Here is a 20637-nt window from a genome sequence, read left to right on the forward strand (position 1 = left end):
GGGGCGCCCTTACCGACAACATACGTAGTGGACGGCCCCGCCGTTCACCATTTGCGGGCGTGCCGCGCCGTTGAACCACCGCCCCGCCGGCACCGTGGTCACGATATGGCTGCGCACACCCCTTGCCGTCGCTTCGCCCTGGCCAACACAGCGGAAGTGCGGGAACGTATTCGGATGGACAACGTCGCGTTGGGGTGCCGGTGACGGGCTTCGACGCCGACCTGCTGATCGTCGGCGGCGGGCCCGGTGGTCTGGCCGCGGCGTTGTGCGCACGCCGGCACGGACTGTCGGTGATCGTCGCCGACCCCAGGGACGGCCCGATCGACAAGGCCTGCGGGGAGGGGCTGATGCCGGGCGGGCTGGCCGTGTTGACCTCGCTCGGGGTGGACCCCGACGGGATGGCACTGCACGGCATCACCTACCTCGACGGCCGGCGCAGCGCCCAGGCGTCCTTCCGTGACGGACCGGGTCGCGGGGTACGACGCACCACCTTGCATGCCGCCCTGGCCGATCAGGCCAAACGCAACGACGTCGACTGGATCCACACGAAGGTGGGCGACGTGGTCCAAGACTCCGAAGGAGTCACCGCGGGCGGTGTGCGGGCCCGCTGGCTGATCGGCGCCGACGGTCTACACTCCACGATTCGCCGCGCCGTCGGGATCCCCTGCGTCGCAGGGAATCCACGGCGCTACGGGGTGCGATCGCACTACCGGATTGCGCCCTGGTCGCCGTTCGTGGAGGTGTATTGGTCGCGCTGGGGTGAGGCGTATGTGACGCCGGTAGAGCCCGGTCTGGTGGGGGTGGCGATCTTGTCGCCGCAGCGTCCGCAGCTCGACTGGTTTCCTGCCCTGGCTGCCCGCCTGGGCGACGCCGCCAGTGGCCCCGCCCGTGGGTGCGGCCCGCTGCGGCAGGTGGTTTCGCGGCGCGTCGCCGGCCGGGTGCTGCTGGTCGGTGACGCCGCCGGATACGAGGATGCGCTGACCGGAGAGGGCATCAGCCTGGCCGTCAAGCAGGCCACGGCCGCCGTCGCGGCGATCGTCGAGGACAACCCGCAGGCCTACGAACGGCGCTGGCAGTCGATCACGCGCCGCTACCGCCTGCTCACCCGCGGTCTGGTGCTGACCAGCGCGTGGCAGCCGGCCCGACGGGCTGTGGTCCCGGCCTGCCGCGCATTGCCGGCGGTGTTTGACCGTGCGGTGCACCTGCTGGCCCATTGAGCGCCTGCTCGACGACGCCCAGCACCTTCTGGGAGGAGCCGCGGGAGTCGACGGTGATGCGCACCGAACCATCGGGGTAGTTGCGCACCTGCAGGCCGCTGTGGTCGAAGATCTCGCTCCACGAGCGGCCGGCCGCGGGAAGGTAGACGAAGTTCGCGTGCGAGTCGGTGGTGTAGGCGCCGGCGGCACGCAGCCGGGCGCTCAGATAGCTGCGTTCGGCGACGATGTGTGCGATGCGCTGCTCCAATTGGGCGTGGGCGGCGTAGGAGGCCGCCACCGCCAGTGTGCAGCCGGTGTTGATGCCGAACGGCAGCTGCAAAGACCACAACAGCTCGGCCAATTCCGGAGCCGCCAAGGCGTATCCGATGCGCAGACCGGCCAGCCCGTATGCCTTGGAGAAGGTGCGCAGCACAACAACATTCGGGAAGCGTGCGATCAGCCGGTGGACATCGACGCGTCGAGTGGCCGCGACGAACTCGATGTAGGCCTCGTCGAGCAACACGATGGTGTCGGTGGGCACCTCACCGATGAACCGCTCCACGTCGGCGACGGACTCCAGGGTGCCGGTCGGATTGTTGGGCCGGCACAGCACCACCACCCGCGCGTCCTGGGCCGCGTGGGCCATGGCGGCCAGGTCGTGGTGGCCGTAGCTGTCGAGGGGAACGCTCACCGTTACCAGTCCCGCCATCCGGGCAAACGCCAGGTATCCCTCAAAGATGGGTGTGCTCAATACGATCCGGTCACCGGGTGCCGCAGCGGCCTGCAGCAGGCGCAGGGCCAAGCCGGAGGCCCCGGGGCCGATGGCCACGTTCTCCTGCGGGACCTCGAGATGGTCGGCCACCAGCGTGCGCAGCCGCGTCGGCAGGAACTCCGGATAGCGGTTGGCCGCCCCGATGAAGTCGGCCATTGCCGCCCGCACCGCTGGAAGCGGGGGCAGCGCGCTTTCGTTGAGCGACAACGCGCAGGGGTCGATCGCCGGCGCGAGGATGTTGCGAAGCTGCGCGCTCGCCGGATCCGCCTGTGCCGCGGAGGTCATTGCGGACGCCCGCCCCACCGGACGGCCGCCGCACCGGCGAAGTCTCCGGCGTGTGCGAATCCGGCCATCATCACCACCTCGCCGGGTTGGACCCGGTTCTCGCTGATGGCGCGATCCAGGTTGATCGGGATACCGGCGCCGAACAGGTTGCCGCACTCGTCGAAGGTGTCGACGTGTCGCGATTCGGGCAACTCCAGCGCTTCGCGCCAGTTGCGCAGAAAGACCCGGTTGGGTTGGTTGGTCACCAGCAGACCGATGTCGGAGGCGGCCAGGTGATTGCGGTGGCAGACCGCGAGCGCGACCTCGGGGACCTGCCGATTGCCGCGGGCGAGCACCTTGGTGATCTTGTCTTCGGTGAAGCCGATGTAGCCGGCGCCGGAGCCGGGCTCCCACCATTTTCGGGGCGGGTCGACGGTATAGGTCATGTCGCCGGCGTACTGGCCGTAGGTGCGGCATTCGACGTCGATGATCGGGGACTGATCGGACAGGGTGAGCAGCCCGACCGCGGCGCCGTCACCGGGAACCGACGCCTGCGACTTGCTGCGTACGGCGGGCTGATCGAAGACCTGGCCGGCCGCGTTCTGGGTGATCGCGATGAGCGCGCTGCGCCCGGCGCCGGCGGCCAGGAGTTGGCGGGCGATGTTGATTCCCAGAACGAAGGCGGCGCAGCCGCCGTTGTGCAGATCCAGCACCGTGGTCGGACGCATTCCCAGGCGGTGGGCGATGCCGCCGCCCGAACCGCAGAACGGGATGTCGGGCAACTGCGTGTGGGTGATCAGGATGTCGACGCTTTCCAAGGCGTCTTTGCCGTGGCGCTCGATGATTCCCTGTGCCGCCCTTTCGATCATGTCGACCGCGGATTCATCGGCGGCCACGTGATGACGGAATCGGGGGGCACGGAACATCAGGTTGTCGCGCAACGCATCGGATTCGGCGAACTGCGTGTAGTAGTCGGCGGGGACGGGCTCGCCGGGCAGGTAACTGGAGACGTCGATCAGGCTGACTGCGGGCTGGTTGGGCTGGCTCATGTTCGCCTCACTGCATCCAGGCCGGGGTGACCGGCAGACCGTTGTGGTGGCGATACTCCGCAATCGCCTTGAGGTTCTTCAGCTCCAGCAGGTGTCCGGCGCCGAACATGTCCCAGAAGTCGCCCACCCATACCGGGCGCTCGGGCGGCGCGGTCTGCGGGTAGGGGTTCTCGTCATAGAACGGGTGGTGGCAATTGGTCCACAGCACAACCGATCCGGGCTTGTCGAAGACCAGCTGCGCGTCGACCACCCGGATCAGATAGATCATCCACAAGTGGTCGGGCTGATCCCAGGCGCAGTGATAGTCGACGGTGCGGGCTTCCCGATTGAACTCGGTGCGGGTGTAGATCTTGGTCTCCGAACCCAACCGGTCATAGGCCAGCCAGAGGCCCTCTTGCTCGGTGGGAGTGAAGCCGCGCAGGCTGTAAGTCCACTCCTCCAGGCTACGGGTGTCCGAGAGGTAGTCGAACAGTTCGTCGGGCGGGCAGTCGATGTAGTCGTTGACGGTGCAGTAGTCGCCGAAGACCACATCGTGGGGGTAGACCGAGCGCATCATCTCCATGATGATCGGCGTGGCGACCTCGCGCGGGCTGGTCTCGACGCGGATCAATCCGTCCAGGGACCCGGACGTACCGGTGTGGTCGTTGATATCAGCGAGGGCTGGCAGCGACATCGACATGATCCTCCTTGTGGGTGGGTTCTTGGTCGTGATGCCCATCGGGGGCAGTGGCTTTGGGTGAATCGGTGTCGGACAGGAACGGTGCGAACGGCGGTATCTCGTCGGCGGAGCATTCGATGCTGATCACCGAGGGTCCGTCGTTCTCGAGCGCGGTTGCCAGGGCGGCGCTCAATGCGTCGTCGGTATCCACATCGATCGCGTGCAGGCCCGGGAACATCGCGGCCAGCCCGGCGCCGAGGTGGCTGGGAGTAAAGCGGTTGTAGCTGTAGAAGCCCTCGTAGAACAGTTGCTCACGGGTGACGCACATGGCGTGCGCGTTGTTGTTCATCAGGATGAACACCATGGGGAGCCGGTACTGCACGGCGGTGTGGATCTCCATGCCGTGCATGAAGAATGAGCCGTCGCCGGCGATCACCACGGTGCGCCGCCCGCGGCCCAGGGCCATGCCGATGCCGGCACCGAAGCTGTATCCCATGCCGCCCATCCCCAGGGCCACCAGGAAGCGGCCTCCGTTGCGCGGTGGTAGGTAGTGAATGGCCGCCGCGCCGGTGTTGCCCGCATCGACGACGATGTCGACCTCGGCGGGCAAGGCCCGGTCGAGCTCTGCCATCGCGTCGCGATAGCGCACGCCCGGGCCGGTGTGGGCGGGCGGCTTCAGCTCCGTGTGCGGCATGGTCTCGGGGACCCGCAGCCACCGGGGGCGCCCAGCACCGGAGAGTTCCCGGCGCAGGGCGCGCAGCGACTGAAGCAGATCCGCGGTGTGCACGTGCGTGCACGCCACGTAGGGGGGTGCCGAACCTATCGACACGGTGCGGACCGCGCTCAGGGCCTCATCGAGGCCGGCGCGGGCGGTCAACGACAGCCGGGTGCCCACCACCAGGCACACCGCGCTGGTGGCCAGTGTCTCGGCGGCTGAGGGGTGGCCCATGATGCCGGCCACCCCCAATGCCGACGACGCCCCCAACCCCGATGTGCCAGAGACATCCTTGGCGTCGGGCACACACACCACCCGGGCACGCAGCAGAGCCCGCAGCTCCTCAAGCTCGGTGCGGGCGTCGTCGCGGGCCACCTGCTCACCGGCGATGATCGTGACCGGTCCGTGGGCCTGGCGCAGTGCCTGCACTATCGGATGCGGGTCGCTGATCTGGGGTTGATCAGATCCGGCTACGCCGTTGTGGGTACTCGGCCCGGTGGCGACACTGCCGCGCTGAACGTCCTTGGGCAGCAGAAGCACTGCGGGGCCACCGGTGCGTGCAGCGGCGATTGCCCGGGGCAGGGCGGCCACGATGTCCTCGGGGGCGAGCACCCGTTCGCAGAACACCGACACCGCTGAGAACAGGGCCGCAGCGTCGAGAGCGCCGTTGCGGCCGCTGGTGTCCTGGAAGCTGCCGCGGCCGTCCAAGGTGCTCGGTGCCTGACCCACCAGCGCCAGCACCGGGACTCTGCTGGCGAACGATTCGCCGAGTCCGGCAACCAAGTTCAGTGCGCCGCCGCCCGAAGTGGCTGCCACCACGCCCAGCCCCGCACCGCTGCGGCTGTAGCCGTCGGCCATGGTGGCGGCCGAGAATTCATGTTTGGCCAGTACCGCTGTGGTCTCGGGGTGGAAATACGCTGCGTCGTAAAGATCTTCGATATTCGCGCCGTCGACCCCGAAGATGTGACCGACCCCCTGCGCCGCCAGCTGGGCGATGATGAAATCGACCACGGAAACGATCCTGGACATCTACCCCCACCTAACTCCCGACGATGCCTGTGACACGGTGTGCGTCCGGCGTTGGTTCAGGCTGGGGCGCTAGAGCGTGTGCTCCAGCAGAACCTGGCCGTTGACGGCCGAGACCACCTGGACCGAGGCGATCTGATCCGCCGGTGTCGAGATGCTGGCTGCCGGTGTCGCGGTGTGTCCGGGTTCGGCGACCCAGGTCGCCAGCCGGGTCTGGCTGCCGTCGCGGCCCACGACCACCAGTGCCAGCGTGTCGTGGTGGGCGTTGACCGGCGCCAGGCAGACGCAACTCAAGTCGATGTGACTGCCCCAGGACTGGCTGCTGACCGCGACCGTGGAGGCCAGCGCGGTGGTGCCGACCTGCGCCATCGGTACCGCCTCGTGGTGCGGGGATCGCGCAGGTGAGGAGCCGATGCCGATCAGGACACCGATCCCGAGCACGGCGGCCGCCGCGGCCGACGCCGTCCAGGTAACCATCCGGGTCCGCCGGCGTCGCCGATGCACCTCGGTCAACAGGGCCGGAAGCAGGCTGGTCGGGGGCTGCGGCGGCGGGTCGGCCTCGTTGATCGCGGCCACAGTGTCGCTGTCGATCTGTGACAGCAGCGCGGGCACACCACTGATCTCGGTGACGGCATCCCGGCATTGCGGGCAGCCGGCCAGGTGGCCCTCGAATTCGCGGCGATCGGCCGCAGACAGGGAGCCGAGCACGTAGGCGGCATCCCACATGGCGTAGGGATGCTGGTCGTCGTCCGGCCCCCAGGTGGGGCCGGCGTCTCGCGGCAACATCATCGTGTCACCCCCATCTCCTGCAGAGCCAGGCGTAGAGCCCGCACCGCGTAGTGCAGGCGTGATTTCACCGTTCCCTCCGCGATTCCCAGGTCGTGCGCGGTCTGTGCCGTGGTCCAGCCACGGTAGTAGGACCGTTCGATCACCGCGCGATGCTCCGGTGACAAGTTGGCCATGGCGTCGGCGATCAGCATCCGGTCCAGCGCGGTGTCCACCTCGTCGCGGGTGGGCTGCTCGGGCGCGGTTGTCTCGTCGAGCGAGGCGACGACGTTGCGGAACTTGGGACTGCGCCGTTCGTCGATGATCATGTTGCGCGCCACCGTGCACAGCCAGGCCCGCGGGGAGCGTTCGGTGTCGTCGATCACTTCGGGGTGCTGCCAGGCACGCAGCAGCGTCTATTGAACCACGTCTTCGGCTCGGCTGGCGTCGCCGGTCAGGCGCATGGCGTAGCGCCACAGCACGGCGGCGTGTTCGTCATACAGCGCTTTCATCAGCGCGGCTTCGTGGTCGGGCGGGATGCCGATACGAGGCAAGCTGATCACCTCCTGCCTAGTGATACGACGTAGGTGGGCGATGGGTTCATGCTCGTTCCGGATACCCCGACGGCTCAGTCGGGAATCCAGCTCCCGTGAAAGCCGTGCGGAACTCGCCGGGGCAGCTGCACCCGGGCGACCGGTTCGGCGTCGAACTCCGATGCGCTGATGATCACCAGTTCGCTGCTCTGGCGGACCGGACTGTAGACGTAGCTCAGATACCAGCCCGCCGATTCATCGGTGTGCCCCGGAGCCGGGGCGAACACCGCCTCATCGGGGGCGCCCGCTGTGCCGTTGACACCGAACCGGTACACCTGGGCGCTGTCACGCGCCAGGTCGTAGCGGACCAGGCCCTCGGTGCCGACGGTGACGGCGTAGCGGGCCTCGGTGCCCACCCGCCGGTCATCGACGCGGGGAAACTCGATGTCACGATCGTCGAGCTGAACCTCGCGCACCACCCCGGCTGCCAGATCGATGGTCCAGCGCCACAAAGCGGCGGTGGTCTCGAAATCGCTGTTGTCGCGCCAGATCTCGGGGTAGCGGACCACCTGCATCACTATCGCGTCGCCCTGGGGTGAGGACACGTCGAACGCATTGGCGATGTGGAAGACGTAACACGGTTCGATGTCGAGCCAACGGATCGGCCCGAAGGGGTCATCGCGGCGCAGCACGCCCAGGCGGGCGCCGTAACCGTCATCCCAGCGGTAGGGCGGGTCACGGTCGACCGGCCCGGTCAGGGCCACCCGCGGGTTGAACACCACGGGCAGGTCCAGGAAAACGACATGGTCTGCGGTCAGAGCGAATTCGTGCATCAGCGTCATCGCGGGGAGGTCGATCGGTCGCCGGATCGTCACGGTGCCGTCGGCGCCGGCACGGTAATAAGTGATCTGTGAGCGGGCGAAGTCGCCGTAGCCGAAGAAATGCAGCTCGCCCGTCTTGGGACACACCTTGGGGTGGGGGGCCATCGAGTCGACGAGCTTTCCTGCGAAGTCGTAGGTGCCCAGGGTGTCGAGTTCGTGACTGATCTCGTAGGGCAGGGAGGCATCCATCAACGCCAGGGTCTTGCCGGCGTGCTGGATCACATGGGTGTTGGCGGCGCTGGCGTGCAGGTTGCGGCTGCCATCGGGGTTGAGCAGCGGCAGCGGCTGATCGAAGCTCTCGGTGCGCACCCAGCGGTTGCGGTACCAGGCCGCCCGGCCCTGGTGCAGCCGGACGCCGTGCACCATGCCGTCGCCGGTGCACCAGTGCCCGCCCGCCGCGCGAGGGTTGGGCCCGTTGCGCAGGTACCAGCCGTTCAGCTCCGGCGGAATGCTGCCCTGAATCGGCAGGTCGAACGCGGTGAGCTCGTCGGCGACCGGCGCGTAGTTGCCGGGGCGAAACACCGAGAAGACGGTCTCCGGTGGCTGCAAGACCGCCACCGGGGCGCTGGGCGCCGACAGCTCCGCGCTGCCGCCGTGGACCTTCCGGGCGCCGCCGTGGAGTTCGGGGGCGACGGTCGCGCGGGGTAGCTCGACCGGGAAGTCGCTGCGATCCAGTAGTGACAGCGCCACCACTGTCTCGGACAACTCGGCGACGGCGTCTTGGCACAGCCCGCAGTGGTCCAGGTGGGTCTCGAACTCGAGGTGCTCCGATGCCGACAGGGATCCCAGCACGTAGGCGGCGTCCCATGTGGCGTACTCGCGGTGCGAGGTCGTCATGGCAGTGTTCTCACCGATTGCAGGCCCTGTTGCAGGGCCCGCAGCGCGTAGTGCAGTTGTGTTTTCACGCTGACTTCCGCCATTTCCAGATCGGCTGCGATCTGCTGGGTGCTCCAGCCGTCGTAGTAGGCACGGCGTAGCAGGTCCCGCTGTTCAACGGGGAGCTGAGTCAGTGCGGCGGCCACGGCGGCCCGGCCGGGAGCCAGGTGACGGGGCGCGCCCGCCATCGTCTCGCGATCTGCCGCGGGCTTTCCACTGTCCATGCACCGGCCTCCCCGAGTGACACGCTGCGGCGGCCTGGCCGGTTCACTTCGGATCCCCCCGAAACCGGCCGTGGCCCGTTCGTTCAGTCTGGTCCGCGTGAGGCGGCAGCGGAAGGGAGTGCTGGTTTTTACGACGTACTGGTGACCAGCGTCAGGTCCCAGGCCTGCAGCCACGGCTTGATCAACTGGGCGACCGAGGACTCCTGCGGGCCGGTGCACACCGCCTCGGGATCTTTCCCGTCGGACACCACGCTTAAGATGCCGACCGCTTCGGCGGTGCCGTCGGGCCGCACGCGGTACGCCGGGCCACCGGCATCGCCGCAGGTACCGGCCGCGGTGAAGCGCACCGAGTCCCTCTCGCCGGCGATCACCGTGCCGCACATCGGCTCACCGCTGCGCACCCCCAGATGGCAGAGCTCGTCGCCGATCTCGACGCTGTCGGCCACCCCGGTCACCGGGCGACCGTCGACTTCGGCGGACAGTGGGAACTTCTCGTGGCGGTCCAGGACGACGAGCCCGATGTTGGAATCTCCCCAGCGGTCGCCGTCGTAGACGCTCTGGGTGAACCCGCCGACGGTGGGGTAGAGGGCGCCGTGGTGGATGGCCACCTCGCCAGACCCGCCCGGCTTGTTGCAATGCCCCGCGGACAACAGGCCCGGCTGCCCCGTGTTGGTGCGGACCAGAAATCCCGCGGTGCAGCTGGTGGATTCCGAGCGTCCGGTGCCGGACACATTGATGCCGACGCCGGGACCGATCGCCTGGGCCGGGGGTAGCGGGATCAACTGCCGGACCGGCTGTGCGCGGGTGGCCCAGAAGATGCCGGCCAGGACTGTGAGCGCGCCGACCACGATGGCCAGGCGCTTGAGCAGGGTCTTGGGTGGGAGTCGTCGAATGGCGTCCACCCGAACAACGCTACCGACGTTTTTTTGCGGGTTTGCTGGCGAAGAGGTTACGTGGGGATGAACAGGGGCAGTGGGATACGTCACGGGGAGGTGATATTGAAAGGTCCCAAGGAGTTCTCCAACGTCTGACCCGCGACGTGGTACGTAAGTATGCTCAAGCGTGACCGTTCGGCGAACGATTGTCCGCACTGGTTGCAATGTCTCCACTTGGCGAGAAGGGGTTTTCCGACAATGGCGTCGATGGATCCATCGGCTACGGGACCCGTCCCGTCATTCGGTTACCACCCAGATCCGGAACATCTCAGTATCGCCCTTGATCGCGGCGAGTTCGTGCGGGCGCTAGTACTCGACGGCCCGGTTCGTGCCCTTGCTTCGCATGTCAATGAGTGCCGGGTGCTCGGACAGTCCGAAGCGGAACTACCCGAAGGGCTGTACTGGTTTCAAGGACTCGATGGTGGAGCGCTGATCCTTCAGGTGGCACTCGGTGGACCGCCGGGGGACGCGACGGTCGCACCGCTCGACCAACTCAGCGACGATCACCCGCTAATGGCGGCGTTCGCGTGGGCGGAGAAGTTTTGGCTCGACGGTCACGCAGTACCCACACCACGGTTTGAGCTCAACGAAGCCGCAGTGACCCACCCCGGCGACGTAGACGTCGTAATCCGCGACCGCGTGTATCTCGGCGGTAGGTCGGGGCAGTGGTCGTACACGGTGATCGTTGAGGGCCACCAGCAGAGCGTCATCGAATCCTCGCTCAAGCCCCGACCGGAGCTCGACGATCCTCGAGCGTGGGTAACGCGAGAGCCGACGCCAGCGCGCCGTTTCGGTGCCACCTTGACGCGGGCGAAGTTGCAGAGCAAGTTCGCCAACACCCTGTTCTCGTTCCGCGCGACCCGCACCACCTTTCGTCCATACCAGTTCAAACCGGTCTTGAAGCTGCTGCAAACCGGTAAGGCCCGCATCCTGATCGCCGATGAAGTAGGCCTCGGCAAGACCATCGAGGCAGGCCTGATCTGGACCGAGTTGGAGGCACGTCGGGAGGCCGATCGCGTGCTGATCGTGTGTCCCGCCGGCCTGGTCGGCAAGTGGAAAGAGGAGATGGACGACCGCTTCGAGTTCGACCTGGTTGAACTCGACACCGCCACCCTGCGGACGTTCTTGGAGAAGCACCGTCAGAACCGCCTGCCGCGCCGGCAGGCGTGTATCTGCAGCATTGAGCGCTTGAGGTCCTGGGAGGGCATGGATGAACTCGATGATCTGCCACCGGAATTCGACCTAGTCATCGTCGATGAGGCGCACTCCATGCGCAACCAGGACACCAAGAGCTATGCGCTGGGCACACGGCTCACCGACTGGGCGGACAATCTGGTTTTCCTCACCGCAACACCGATTAACCTACGTCAGGATGACCTGCTGAACCTGCTTGAGCTGCTCGCTCCCGGGGACTACGGCGACATCCGCGACCTGGAGCTACGTCTGGAACCCAACCGCATCATCAACGCTGTCGCGGCACGCCTGGTCGAGAAGGGTGTCAACGGCCGCGAACTGAGCACCCGGCTTGATGAGCTCAAGGTGACCGCGCTTGGCGCGCCGCTGATGCAACGCCCGGACTTCGCGCTTTTGAAAGAGGTCCTCGCCAAGGGTGACTTGGCGCCACGCGACATCGTGGAGGCCAAACGCTACCTGGCCGACCTCAACACACTCTCGACGGTGATCACCCGTACCAAAAAAGTTGAAGTCGACGACCGCAAGTCCAAACGGACCTTGGACCGACACGAAGTCGTCTGGACTCAGGCCGAAGCCGACTTTTACGACGAATACCTCCAGTGGTGTAGGAATCGGGCGAAAGCAATGGGACGGCCACTACACTTCGCGATGCAGATGCCGCTGCGACTCGCCAGCGCGTGTCTGCCCATGGCACGGCGTGCCGTACTGGAGCCGAAGGCATTCGGTGACATCACCGATGCCGACTCCGATGCACCCGTGGTCCGACTCGAACCCCACGCCGGACTGATAGCGGCCGCGAAACGTCTACCCGCTGACGTCGACACCAAGTTCGATGACCTGTACGAGGTGCTGCGTACGCTGCATCAGCAGGGCCGGCGCGCGCTGGTGTTCACTCATTCGCGGCCGACTCTGGCTTATCTCAAGCAGCGCCTTGAGGCCGAGTTCCGGGTCGAGGTTATGCACGGCGGAGTGAATCGGGAGCAACGCCGCCGCATCATGGGAGAGTTCCGCGCCGGCGCACATGACTTCGTCCTCGCCAACCGGGTTGCTAGCGAAGGTCTCGACTTCGAATTCTGCTCCGCTGTGGTCAACTACGACCTTCCGTGGAACCCGATGGAGATCGAACAGCGGATCGGCCGGATTGATCGAATCGGGCAAGTTGAAGAGGCCATGCTGGTGGTGAACTTCGTCAACGAGGCGACCATCGACGAACGTATCCTGTCTCGGCTGCTGGACCGAATCGGGATCTTCGAATCGTCGATCGGGGCACTCGAGCCGATCATCGCCGCAAATGCGCCGCGGGCATTGGAGATTGGCTTCAACTTCTCATTGACACCCGAACAGCGCGAGCAGAAGATGCATGAGGTCGAGACGGCAATCGAGGAGCAACGCGCCGGATTGCAGGACGTCTCGGATGCCTCCAGCGCACTACTGGTCAGTAATGACGTCGATGTTGCCGGACTCGAAGACGATCTCATGCGTACTGGGCGCTATATCGGGCAGCTCGAGCTCGCCCAACTGCTCGACGACTGGGCGCGTGTCGACGGCGCGCCGGGAATCCGGTTCGACAAGGACCGGCGGACCGCTGAGCTGCACGGAAATCCGGTGATGGCCGGCCGTGTTGAGGAGCTCGCCAAAGCTGGCCAACGCAGCCGCTCCGAAACCAGTGGCATCACAGCACAACTGCGCAGTGAGATGCCCATTTCGCTGGTCCTCGATCAGGAGCTGGCTCGTACCGGTGGTGGCAAGTTGCTCACCGCGACTAGTCCGCTCGCAATGGCAGCGGCCGAGGTCCCAGGCCACCGTCAGGCGCGTTTCGCATCCTTGCGGATCCCGGCGAAGGCCGAAGATGTCGTACCGGGTGTTTACGTTGTGGTCATGGCCAAGGCTGTCTCAGCGTCGCGCGGTGGGGATGAAATCTGGGGCGCTGCGGTGACTGAGTCCGGACTTGACGCCGGCGACGGGCCGGCGAACGCCCTACTGGCAGCCCTCGCCGAGGGCGACCTTGAGGATGCTCCGTTGCGGTCCATCGATCGTCTGGAAAGGCTGGCGGATCGTGCACAGAACCAACTGCATGATCGTCACCAGAGCGAGCAAGCTAGGCGAGACCACCAGTTCGCGGCGCTGCAAGAGGCTCGAACGATCACCTTGAAGGAACAGCACCAGCGCAAGGTCGCGACGATCGACAACCGCATCGCCACCGCGCGAGCACGTGGGCGGAGCGAGCGCGCTATCGCATTGTTCGACAGTCAGCGGCGTCGCGCCGAGCAACGCTTCGCGGCGCTGTCCGCCGAGCTGCAGCGAGAGGTCCAACCCGAGATCCGACTCGAGCCGCTCGCGGCCTGTGTCATCGAAATAGCGGCGCGACGGAGGGATCAGTGAGCACAACACGCAAAGACCTCGACCTCGAAGACGAACGGACGGCAGAGAAGCGGTACGCCAAGACTCTGCGGGAGAAGGCCAGTCAAGCCTCGGCGTATCAGGGACCGAGGAACAGTCTGTGGACTCGTACTGGGTTGCCTGCAGCGCGTGAGGTGCCGACCGGAGAACTCATCGGTCGAGTGGCACTCGTTGCTCCCCACGAATGGGTCGACGGCCGTTCCGATTTCTATATCGGCGAGAAACACGCCGAACTCGACGGTATCGAAGTGTTCAGCTGGACTGCACCGATCGCCTGCACGTTCTACCGCGGCACCAGACATCACAAGCTTTGCGACGAGGTTGCTGTGGTCCGCACCATGGTGCGACGCAACGGCCGGATCGTGGACTTCAGCGACGAGACTGTCCGCGCCGACGCGCCTGAGCGCCCATTCCGCAAGCGTGGGCTGGCGATCCCTATCCCGCCGACTAAGCCCAAACGGCCGCAACCTGATGTGCCGAAGCCGTCAGACCCAGTCGCCGAAGGGCTCTCGGCAGCTGCGCGCCAGGGACACCATCACTCCGATCACCCACCTGCCGGGATCCGTGCGGAAGAAGCGTTGCGGGCCCAGTTGCAGGCTCCGCGCACAAAACGACTGGATTCGGTTCTGGCCACACTGCAGCCGGACCAGTACGCGCTGGTGACGATGCCGGCGTGCGACAGCATGATTATCGAGGGAAAACCTGGCACTGGGAAGACGATCATTGCGTCGCACCGTGCCGCATACCTGGTCAACGAGGAAACTCCATCCGCGGACAGGTCTGCCGGCAACGTGCTGCTGATCGGGCCGACTGCGGGGTACTCCAAACACGTCCTCGGCGTCATCAACCGCTTAGCCAGCAACTCCGCACAGTTGCGGGTGCTCTCGTTGCCGGAGCTGTGGCAGCAAATTCTCGGGCTGAAGTACCCGGCGAAAGGCGAGATCTCGCCGACATCGCAGGACGCCGACTGGAAACTTGTGCGCTTGCTGCGGCGTGCCATCCGGCACATTCGAACGGCCAATGGCGGTGCCGCACTGTCAGCCGAGCAGGTCTACGAATACATGCGCGCCAACAGCGCAGTGGTCACGTCCGACCCGCAGTGGAGCACCTATTTGAGCGCTCTGCCCGAGTACCGGCATGCGCGGACGCTTCAGGCCCATTCGCCGCTGCTCGCCTACATCCAGTGGGAGGTGAGTCCGCCGGCCGGCCTCGCTGGTATCACCCACATCATCATCGACGAAGCACAGGACGTAACTCCGCTCGGCTGGCTGCTGCTCGACGAGATCAACATCGAGGATCGCTGGACGGTGCTGGGAGATCTCAACCAGCGCCGGTCGGACCACACTCCGGCGAATTGGCCTGAGATCCTGGACTTGATCGCGATCGAAGAAGACACGGCGATCTTCGAGTTGGCCATCGGATACCGTTCCACGCGGCCGATTTTGGAGTTCGCCACCCGGCTGCTCCCCGCGAGTCAGCGCACGATCAATGCCTTCCAACAGCAGGGCCCGGACCCGGTTCTGACTAAGGTACGGCCGGCGGAGGTCGGCGACGCGGTCGCCGCGCAGGTGGAGCGGCTGCTGACTGCCTACCCACTGGGTACGGTCGCCGTGGTCGGCCCCGACACTGCCGCGGTGAGGAAGAGTCTTCGGGTGAGCGGGTGGGTCGGATCTATGCACGACTTGAGCCCGTGGGAGAAAGGCGGCCGGGAAGTCAACGTCCTTGACCCGGATTCGGCTCGCGGCATCGAGTTCGATGCGGTTGTCGTGGTGGAGCCGGCGGACTTCAAACAGAATCGCGGACATCAAGGGCCGCTGTACACCGCGCTGACGAGACCGAACCGGGAGCTGGTGGTGGTGCATTCGAAGCTGTTGCCAGATGCTTTGCGGCGGCGGTGAAATACCACAACCGATGCCGTGCGGTTATATCGCCGGTTAACGTTCATCATGTGGCGGCAGCGACTCCCGTGCTGTTGCCTGACCTTCGACATTTGATCGGCATATAACTGCAATGGATATTTTCCAAGTACACCGAGAGCTCATTGACGACTATCGACTATTCACCACCAGTGTGATCGAGCCGCGTGAGCCACGGATCAGTCAACACATCCACGACGAGTTGGCCAAGCAGACGCAGTGGCCTGAGCCGTGGTTGTCGCTGAACCCGATGTTCGCTTCCGGCGGGTCCATCGACGAGCTGGTCTCCGAGAACCTGCTTCACCCGGAGTGCGCGAAGATATTCCGCCCCAAGCGGGACGTGGAAGACGCCGGCACCAAGCCGATCACGCTGCACCGCCACCAGCGGGAAGCGATCCAGGCGGCGCAGTCCGGCAAGAGCTATGTGCTGACGACGGGAACGGGATCGGGCAAGTCGTTGGCCTACATAATCCCGATCGTCGACTACGTCCTCCGTCAGGAACCGCGTCGGCCCGGGGTGAAGGCGATCATCGTCTACCCAATGAATGCGCTGGCCAACAGCCAGGTCGGCGAGTTGGAGAAATTCCTGCGCTACGGCTACGGCGAGGGCAACGAGCCGGTGACGTTCGCCCGCTACACCGGCCAGGAGAAAGAAGAGCGACGCGACGAGATCCTGCGCAATCCCCCTGACATTTTGCTCACCAACTACGTGATGCTGGAGTTAATGCTCACCCGTCCCGAGGAGCGCCGCCGGTTGGTGGGTGCGGCGGAGGGTTTGCCGTTCCTGGTCCTCGACGAGCTGCATACCTATCGTGGGCGTCAGGGCGCCGACGTCGCAATGCTGGTGCGGCGGGTGCGGGGGGCTTGCCAATCGCCCCAACTGCAGTGCATTGGTACGTCGGCGACGATGGCCAGCGGTGGCACGCTGGGAGACCAGCGGCGGGTAGTCGCCGAGGTCGCCACCGCGTTGTTTGGGACCGAGGTCACCGCGGACCGGGTGATAGGGGAAACACTGGACCGGGCCACCGTCGGCGATCCCTGCGACGTCAACGGGCTGATCCGCGACGTGCGCCAGGGCGGTGCGGCCGGCGGCTACGAGCTGCTCGCGGCGTCACCGCTGGCGACGTGGATCGAGACTACGTTCGGGTTGACCACCGAACCGCAGTCTGGGCAGGTGATTCGGCAGCGGCCGGCTCGGGTGCATGATTCGGCCGCGCGCCTGGCCGATCAGACCGGCCGTACCGTCGATGAGTGCGAACAGGCTATCCGGGCGACATTGTTGGCCGGGTCAGCTGTTGCGCATCCGACGACCCGCCGGCCGTTATTCGCGTTCCGGCTTCATCAGTTCTTGTCCAAGGGCGACACGGTTTATGTGTCGATCGAGCAGGAACAGCGGCGCCATATCACCTCGCAGTACCAGGTGACGGTCCCGGATCATCCGGATCAGCTGTTGATCCCGCTAGCTTTCTGCCGCGAGTGCGGGCAGGAATATCTCGTGGTAGCCCGCTCCACGCTCGGCAGCAAAGCGGTCTACCGGTCGCGGCGGGACCGCGACGCCAGTGGTGGTGACCAGGCGAACGGCTACCTCTACATCTCCACCGATCAGCCGTGGCCGGTCGATCCGCTACTGGAGGGGCGGCTGCCGGATTCCTGGCTGATGGACGGCGAGATCATCGACCGCCGTAAGCAGTATTTGCCACGGCGCATCCGGGTAGATGTGGGTGGCAACGAGGCCACCGCCGGCGGTGTCGAAGCGGCTTTTGTTCCGGCGCCGTTCCGGTTCTGCTTGCGCTGCAAGGTCTCCTACGAACAGGCACGCGGCAGCGACTTCGCCAAGCTGGCCACCCTGGACGTAGAAGGGCGCAGCTCGGCCGTGTCGGTGTTGAGCACTTCGATCGTGCGGTCGCTGGACCGTGTCCCCGAATCCGAGCTCGGCCGCGAGTCGCGCAAGCTTCTGACGTTCGTTGACAACCGCCAGGACGCGAGCCTGCAGACTGGCCACTTCAACGATTTCGTGCAGATGACTCAGCTGCGCGGGGCGCTGCACCGGGCGGTGCAGCAGGGCGCCCTGCGCCACGACGATGTCGCTGAACGAGCGGTGGCGACTCTCGGCCTGCCATTCGCTGACTATGCCGCCAACCCGGACGCCGTATATGGGGCGCGGACCGCAGCAGAGCAGGCGTTCAAGGAGTTCATCGAATATCGACTGTATGCCGACCTGCAGCGTGGCTGGCGGGTGACGATGCCGAACCTGGAACAGACCGGGCTGCTGCGAATCGGGTACGAATCGCTGACTGAGATCGCCGCCGACGCCGGGCTATGGGACAAGACGTACCTACCGTTACGCGATGCAAAAGCAGGGCAGCGAGAAGAGCTGTGCCGAATCGTGCTTGATGAGTTCCGCCGCGAACTCGCCGTCGATGTCGAATGTCTGACCGACGATGGCTTCGATCGGATCAAACGGCGGTCTGATCAGCACCTGGCCGGGCTGTGGGCGATCCCCCCGTACGAGCCTCGGCCCCAACCCGGCACGGTATCGACCATCTCCGGGCAGAAGGGCACGCTGCGCAACGATTTCCGAATGACCGGGCGATCGGCGGTGGGACGCTACATCCGCGAACGCAGCGGCATGACACTCGAGGGTGATCAACTCGACGTTGCGGACGCACAGAAGGTCATCGAAGACCTGCTGGCCACCCTCGATGGCGCAGGGTTGCTGACGACTGTGGATCTGCCGGGGGCCACCGGCATCAACTACCGGCTCAAAGCCTCCGCGGTGATCTGGAAGGCCGGCGACGGACGACACGGCGCGCCGGATCCGTTGCGACGCGGATTCGACCCGGACCAGGGGACTAGGGTCAACCCCTTTTTCCTCGACCTGTACCGCAACACCGCGGCCGACCTCGGCGGCATGCACGCGCGGGAACACACCACGCAGGTATCTGCCGCCGACCGTGAGGAACGCGAAAAACAATTCCGCAAGGGCGATCTCAAGCTGATGTATTGCTCGCCGACCATGGAGCTCGGTGTCGACATCGCCAGCCTCAACGCGGTGATGATGCGCAACGTGCCGCCGACCCCGGCCAACTACGCTCAGCGCAGCGGACGCGCGGGCAGATCGGGGCAGCCCGCACTGGTTACTACCTACTGCGCTACCGGCAATGCCCATGACCAGTACTACTTCCGGCGCTCGGAGGACATGGTCGCTGGCTCGGTGGCCGCACCACGCTTGGACCTCACCAATGAGGCGCTACTGGCCTCCCATCTGCATGCCCTGTGGCTGGCCGAGACTCGTGCGAGTCTGCACACCCGGTTGCCGCAACTGCTCGACGTTGACGTTCCGGATATGCCGCTGTCGGCGGACCTGCAGCGCGCTCTCGCCGATTCGGATGCGGTGCGGCGGGCCAACGATCGTGCCGCTGAGCTAATGGCGCCGTTCGCCGCGGACTTGGAGCGCACGGCATGGTGGTACGACGGATGGGCGCAATCCGTGATCGCCAACGCCGAAAGCCAGTTCAACCGGGCCTGCGAGCGGTGGCGGGAGTTGTATCGGGCAGCGCTGGATGATCAGAAGGAGCAGAACCGGATCATCTTGGACCCCACGGTGCCCAAACGGACGCGGGATGCTGCAGAAGCCCGCCGTCGCGATGCCGAAGGGCAGCTGAGGCTGCTGCGCAACGAGGATACAGACCAGGCGTTCTCGGATTTTTACACCTACCGCTATTTCGCCTCGGAAGGTTTCCTGCCCGGCTATAACTTCCCGCGGCTGCCGCTGGCCGCCTATATCCCCGGGGCACGCCAAAGTGCCGGACGCCGCGAAGGCGGCGACTATCTGCAACGGCCGCGCTTCCTGGCGGTCAGTGAGTTCGGACCCGGCGCGATCATCTACCACGAGGGTGCCCGTTACGAGGTCAAACGCATCCAGGTGCCGATGACCTCGGGCGGTATTGGCACCGTGGAACTACAGGATGTATACCGCTGCGAATCTTGCGCCTACCACCATGTGCGCCGCGCAGGCCTAGATGTGTGCGAGAACTGTGGTGTGGCGCTGGGGCATCCGCAGCACGGTCTGATGCGGATGCAGACTGTGTTTACGCGTCGTCGCGAACGCATCTCCAGCGACGAGGAAGAGCGCCGACGGGCCGGGTTCGAGCTGCGCACCTCCTACCGGTTCAGTCAGCACGGGCCACGTCAAGGCCGGCTGGATGCAACAGCGTCGTTGGCAGACGGCAACGAGGTGGCGGCGCTGAGCTACGGTGACACCGCGACAGTGCGGGTCACCAACGTGGGGCGCCGGCGGCGTAAGAATCCCAACGAGCTTGGCTACTGGTTGGACACCGTCAAGGGCGACTGGCTCAGTGAGAAAGCTGCCGAGGACACCACTCCCCAAGACGATGGGCTCGGCGATGCCGCCGATGTGCCGACTAAGCACAAGGTAATTCCGTATGTCCAGGACACCCGAAACATCCTGTTGCTGCGACTAGCCGCGCCGGTCTCTGAGCAAGTCGCTACCAGCCTGCGCTATGCGTTGGAGCGAGGCATGGAAGCCGAGTTCCAGCTGGAAGACTCCGAGCTATCCAGCGAAGCGCTGCCTGATGATGCTGAGCGCGGACGAATGTTGTTCACTGAGTCCGCCGAGGGCGGCGCCGGGGTGCTGCGCCGGCTGCACTCCGAACCCGACGCGCTGGCCCGCGCCGCTCGCCAAGCCTTGCAAATCACCCACTTCACACCTGACGGTGCCGACCTCGGCAAGGCTGAGGGTGCACGGGAACGCTGCGAAAAGGCCTGCTACGACTGCCTACTCTCGTATGCCAACCAGTACGAGCACGACGCTATCGACCGGCACGCGGTGCGGAATCTGCTGCTGGCACTCGCCTCATCCACCACCACACCGGTTACGGAGGATCAGTCACGTGGCGATCTTGTCGAACAGGTTCGTGCGCGGTGTGGGTCGGAGCTGGAACGCGCTTTCATCGATCTTCTGGTCGAGCATGAATTCGCGCTGCCCGACGGAGTAGGCGAACAGATCGCAGGCGTCAGGGCGGATTTCGCGTTCCGCAATGCCGGCTCCAGCCTGGCGGTGTTCGTGGAGATAGAGCCGCTGGCCGGCGCCGACGAGATCGAGGACAGACTCATGGATGCAGGCTGGTCGGTTCTTCGTCTGCATCCGGGTCAGGATTGGCTGGCCCAGATCCAACAGCACGCCTATGCATTCGGCGAAGGAAGGGTGTAG

Annotated in this window: 12 protein-coding genes and 1 pseudogene; 4 read left to right on the forward strand and 9 right to left on the reverse strand. The window is 65.7% G+C overall.

The genetic code is table 11. The annotated features are described in order from the left end of the window. The first annotated feature begins 200 nt into the window (after positions 1-200). On the forward strand, positions 201-1217 hold the full coding sequence (locus BST15_RS02855; RefSeq protein ID WP_046187877.1) for an NAD(P)/FAD-dependent oxidoreductase: 1017 nt from the start codon (positions 201-203) through the stop codon (positions 1215-1217). On the opposite strand, the gene BST15_RS02860 is transcribed toward BST15_RS02855, so the two are convergent. From BST15_RS02860 to BST15_RS02900, 9 genes and pseudogenes are all read right to left on the reverse strand, one after another. Next, positions 1102-2253, reverse strand: a complete 1152-nt coding sequence (locus BST15_RS02860) for an aminotransferase class I/II-fold pyridoxal phosphate-dependent enzyme (RefSeq protein ID WP_083070804.1) — start codon at positions 2251-2253, stop codon at positions 1102-1104. The genes BST15_RS02855 and BST15_RS02860 overlap by 116 nt on opposite strands. After that, positions 2250-3281, reverse strand: coding sequence for a 3-oxoacyl-ACP synthase III family protein (locus BST15_RS02865; RefSeq protein WP_046187822.1), 1032 nt, complete (start codon positions 3279-3281; stop codon positions 2250-2252). The genes BST15_RS02860 and BST15_RS02865 overlap by 4 nt, the downstream gene beginning before the upstream one ends. Positions 3282-3288: 7 nt before the next feature. Then, complete coding sequence (locus BST15_RS02870; protein WP_046187823.1) at positions 3289-3954, reverse strand: hypothetical protein; 666 nt, start codon at positions 3952-3954, stop codon at positions 3289-3291. Next, entirely contained in the window at positions 3932-5683 is a 1752-nt protein-coding gene (locus BST15_RS02875; protein WP_046187824.1) for a thiamine pyrophosphate-binding protein, read from the reverse strand. Before BST15_RS02875 ends, BST15_RS02870 begins: the two co-directional genes overlap by 23 nt. A gap of 69 nt (positions 5684-5752) precedes the next feature. Beyond that, on the reverse strand, positions 5753-6469 hold the full coding sequence (locus BST15_RS02880; protein WP_046187825.1) for a zf-HC2 domain-containing protein: 717 nt from the start codon (positions 6467-6469) through the stop codon (positions 5753-5755). After that, positions 6466-6957 (reverse strand): annotated as a pseudogene (locus BST15_RS02885) (sigma-70 family RNA polymerase sigma factor). Before BST15_RS02885 ends, BST15_RS02880 begins: the two are co-directional and overlap by 4 nt. 116 nt (positions 6958-7073) lie before the next feature. Then, positions 7074-8696 (reverse strand): carotenoid oxygenase family protein, encoded by a 1623-nt coding sequence (locus BST15_RS02890; RefSeq protein WP_083070795.1) that lies wholly within the window; start codon positions 8694-8696, stop codon positions 7074-7076. Next, the gene (locus BST15_RS02895; protein WP_052751342.1) at positions 8693-8959 is read right to left on the reverse strand and encodes a sigma factor-like helix-turn-helix DNA-binding protein; all 267 of its coding nucleotides are present in this window, start codon (positions 8957-8959) and stop codon (positions 8693-8695) included. The genes BST15_RS02890 and BST15_RS02895 overlap by 4 nt, the downstream gene beginning before the upstream one ends. A gap of 128 nt (positions 8960-9087) precedes the next feature. Next, complete coding sequence (locus BST15_RS02900; RefSeq protein ID WP_046187826.1) at positions 9088-9861, reverse strand: S1 family peptidase; 774 nt, start codon at positions 9859-9861, stop codon at positions 9088-9090. Between the two features lie 150 nt (positions 9862-10011). Here BST15_RS02900 and BST15_RS02905 point away from each other — a divergent pair, with 150 nt between their 5' ends. From BST15_RS02905 to BST15_RS02915, 3 genes are all read left to right on the forward strand, one after another. Further along, a complete protein-coding gene (locus BST15_RS02905; protein WP_083070796.1) occupies positions 10012-13470 on the forward strand; it encodes a DEAD/DEAH box helicase in 3459 nt (1152 codons plus the stop codon). Between the two features lie 152 nt (positions 13471-13622). Beyond that, positions 13623-15386: an AAA family ATPase gene (locus tag BST15_RS02910; RefSeq protein ID WP_046686344.1), complete on the forward strand. Its 1764-nt coding sequence runs from the start codon at positions 13623-13625 to the stop codon at positions 15384-15386. 172 nt (positions 15387-15558) lie between these two features. Beyond that, positions 15559-20637, forward strand: coding sequence for a DEAD/DEAH box helicase (locus tag BST15_RS02915; protein WP_234708171.1), 5079 nt, complete (start codon positions 15559-15561; stop codon positions 20635-20637).

The sequence above is a fragment of the Mycolicibacter arupensis genome, from assembly GCF_002086515.1.
In the GTDB taxonomy this organism is placed as follows: domain Bacteria; phylum Actinomycetota; class Actinomycetes; order Mycobacteriales; family Mycobacteriaceae; genus Mycobacterium; species Mycobacterium arupense.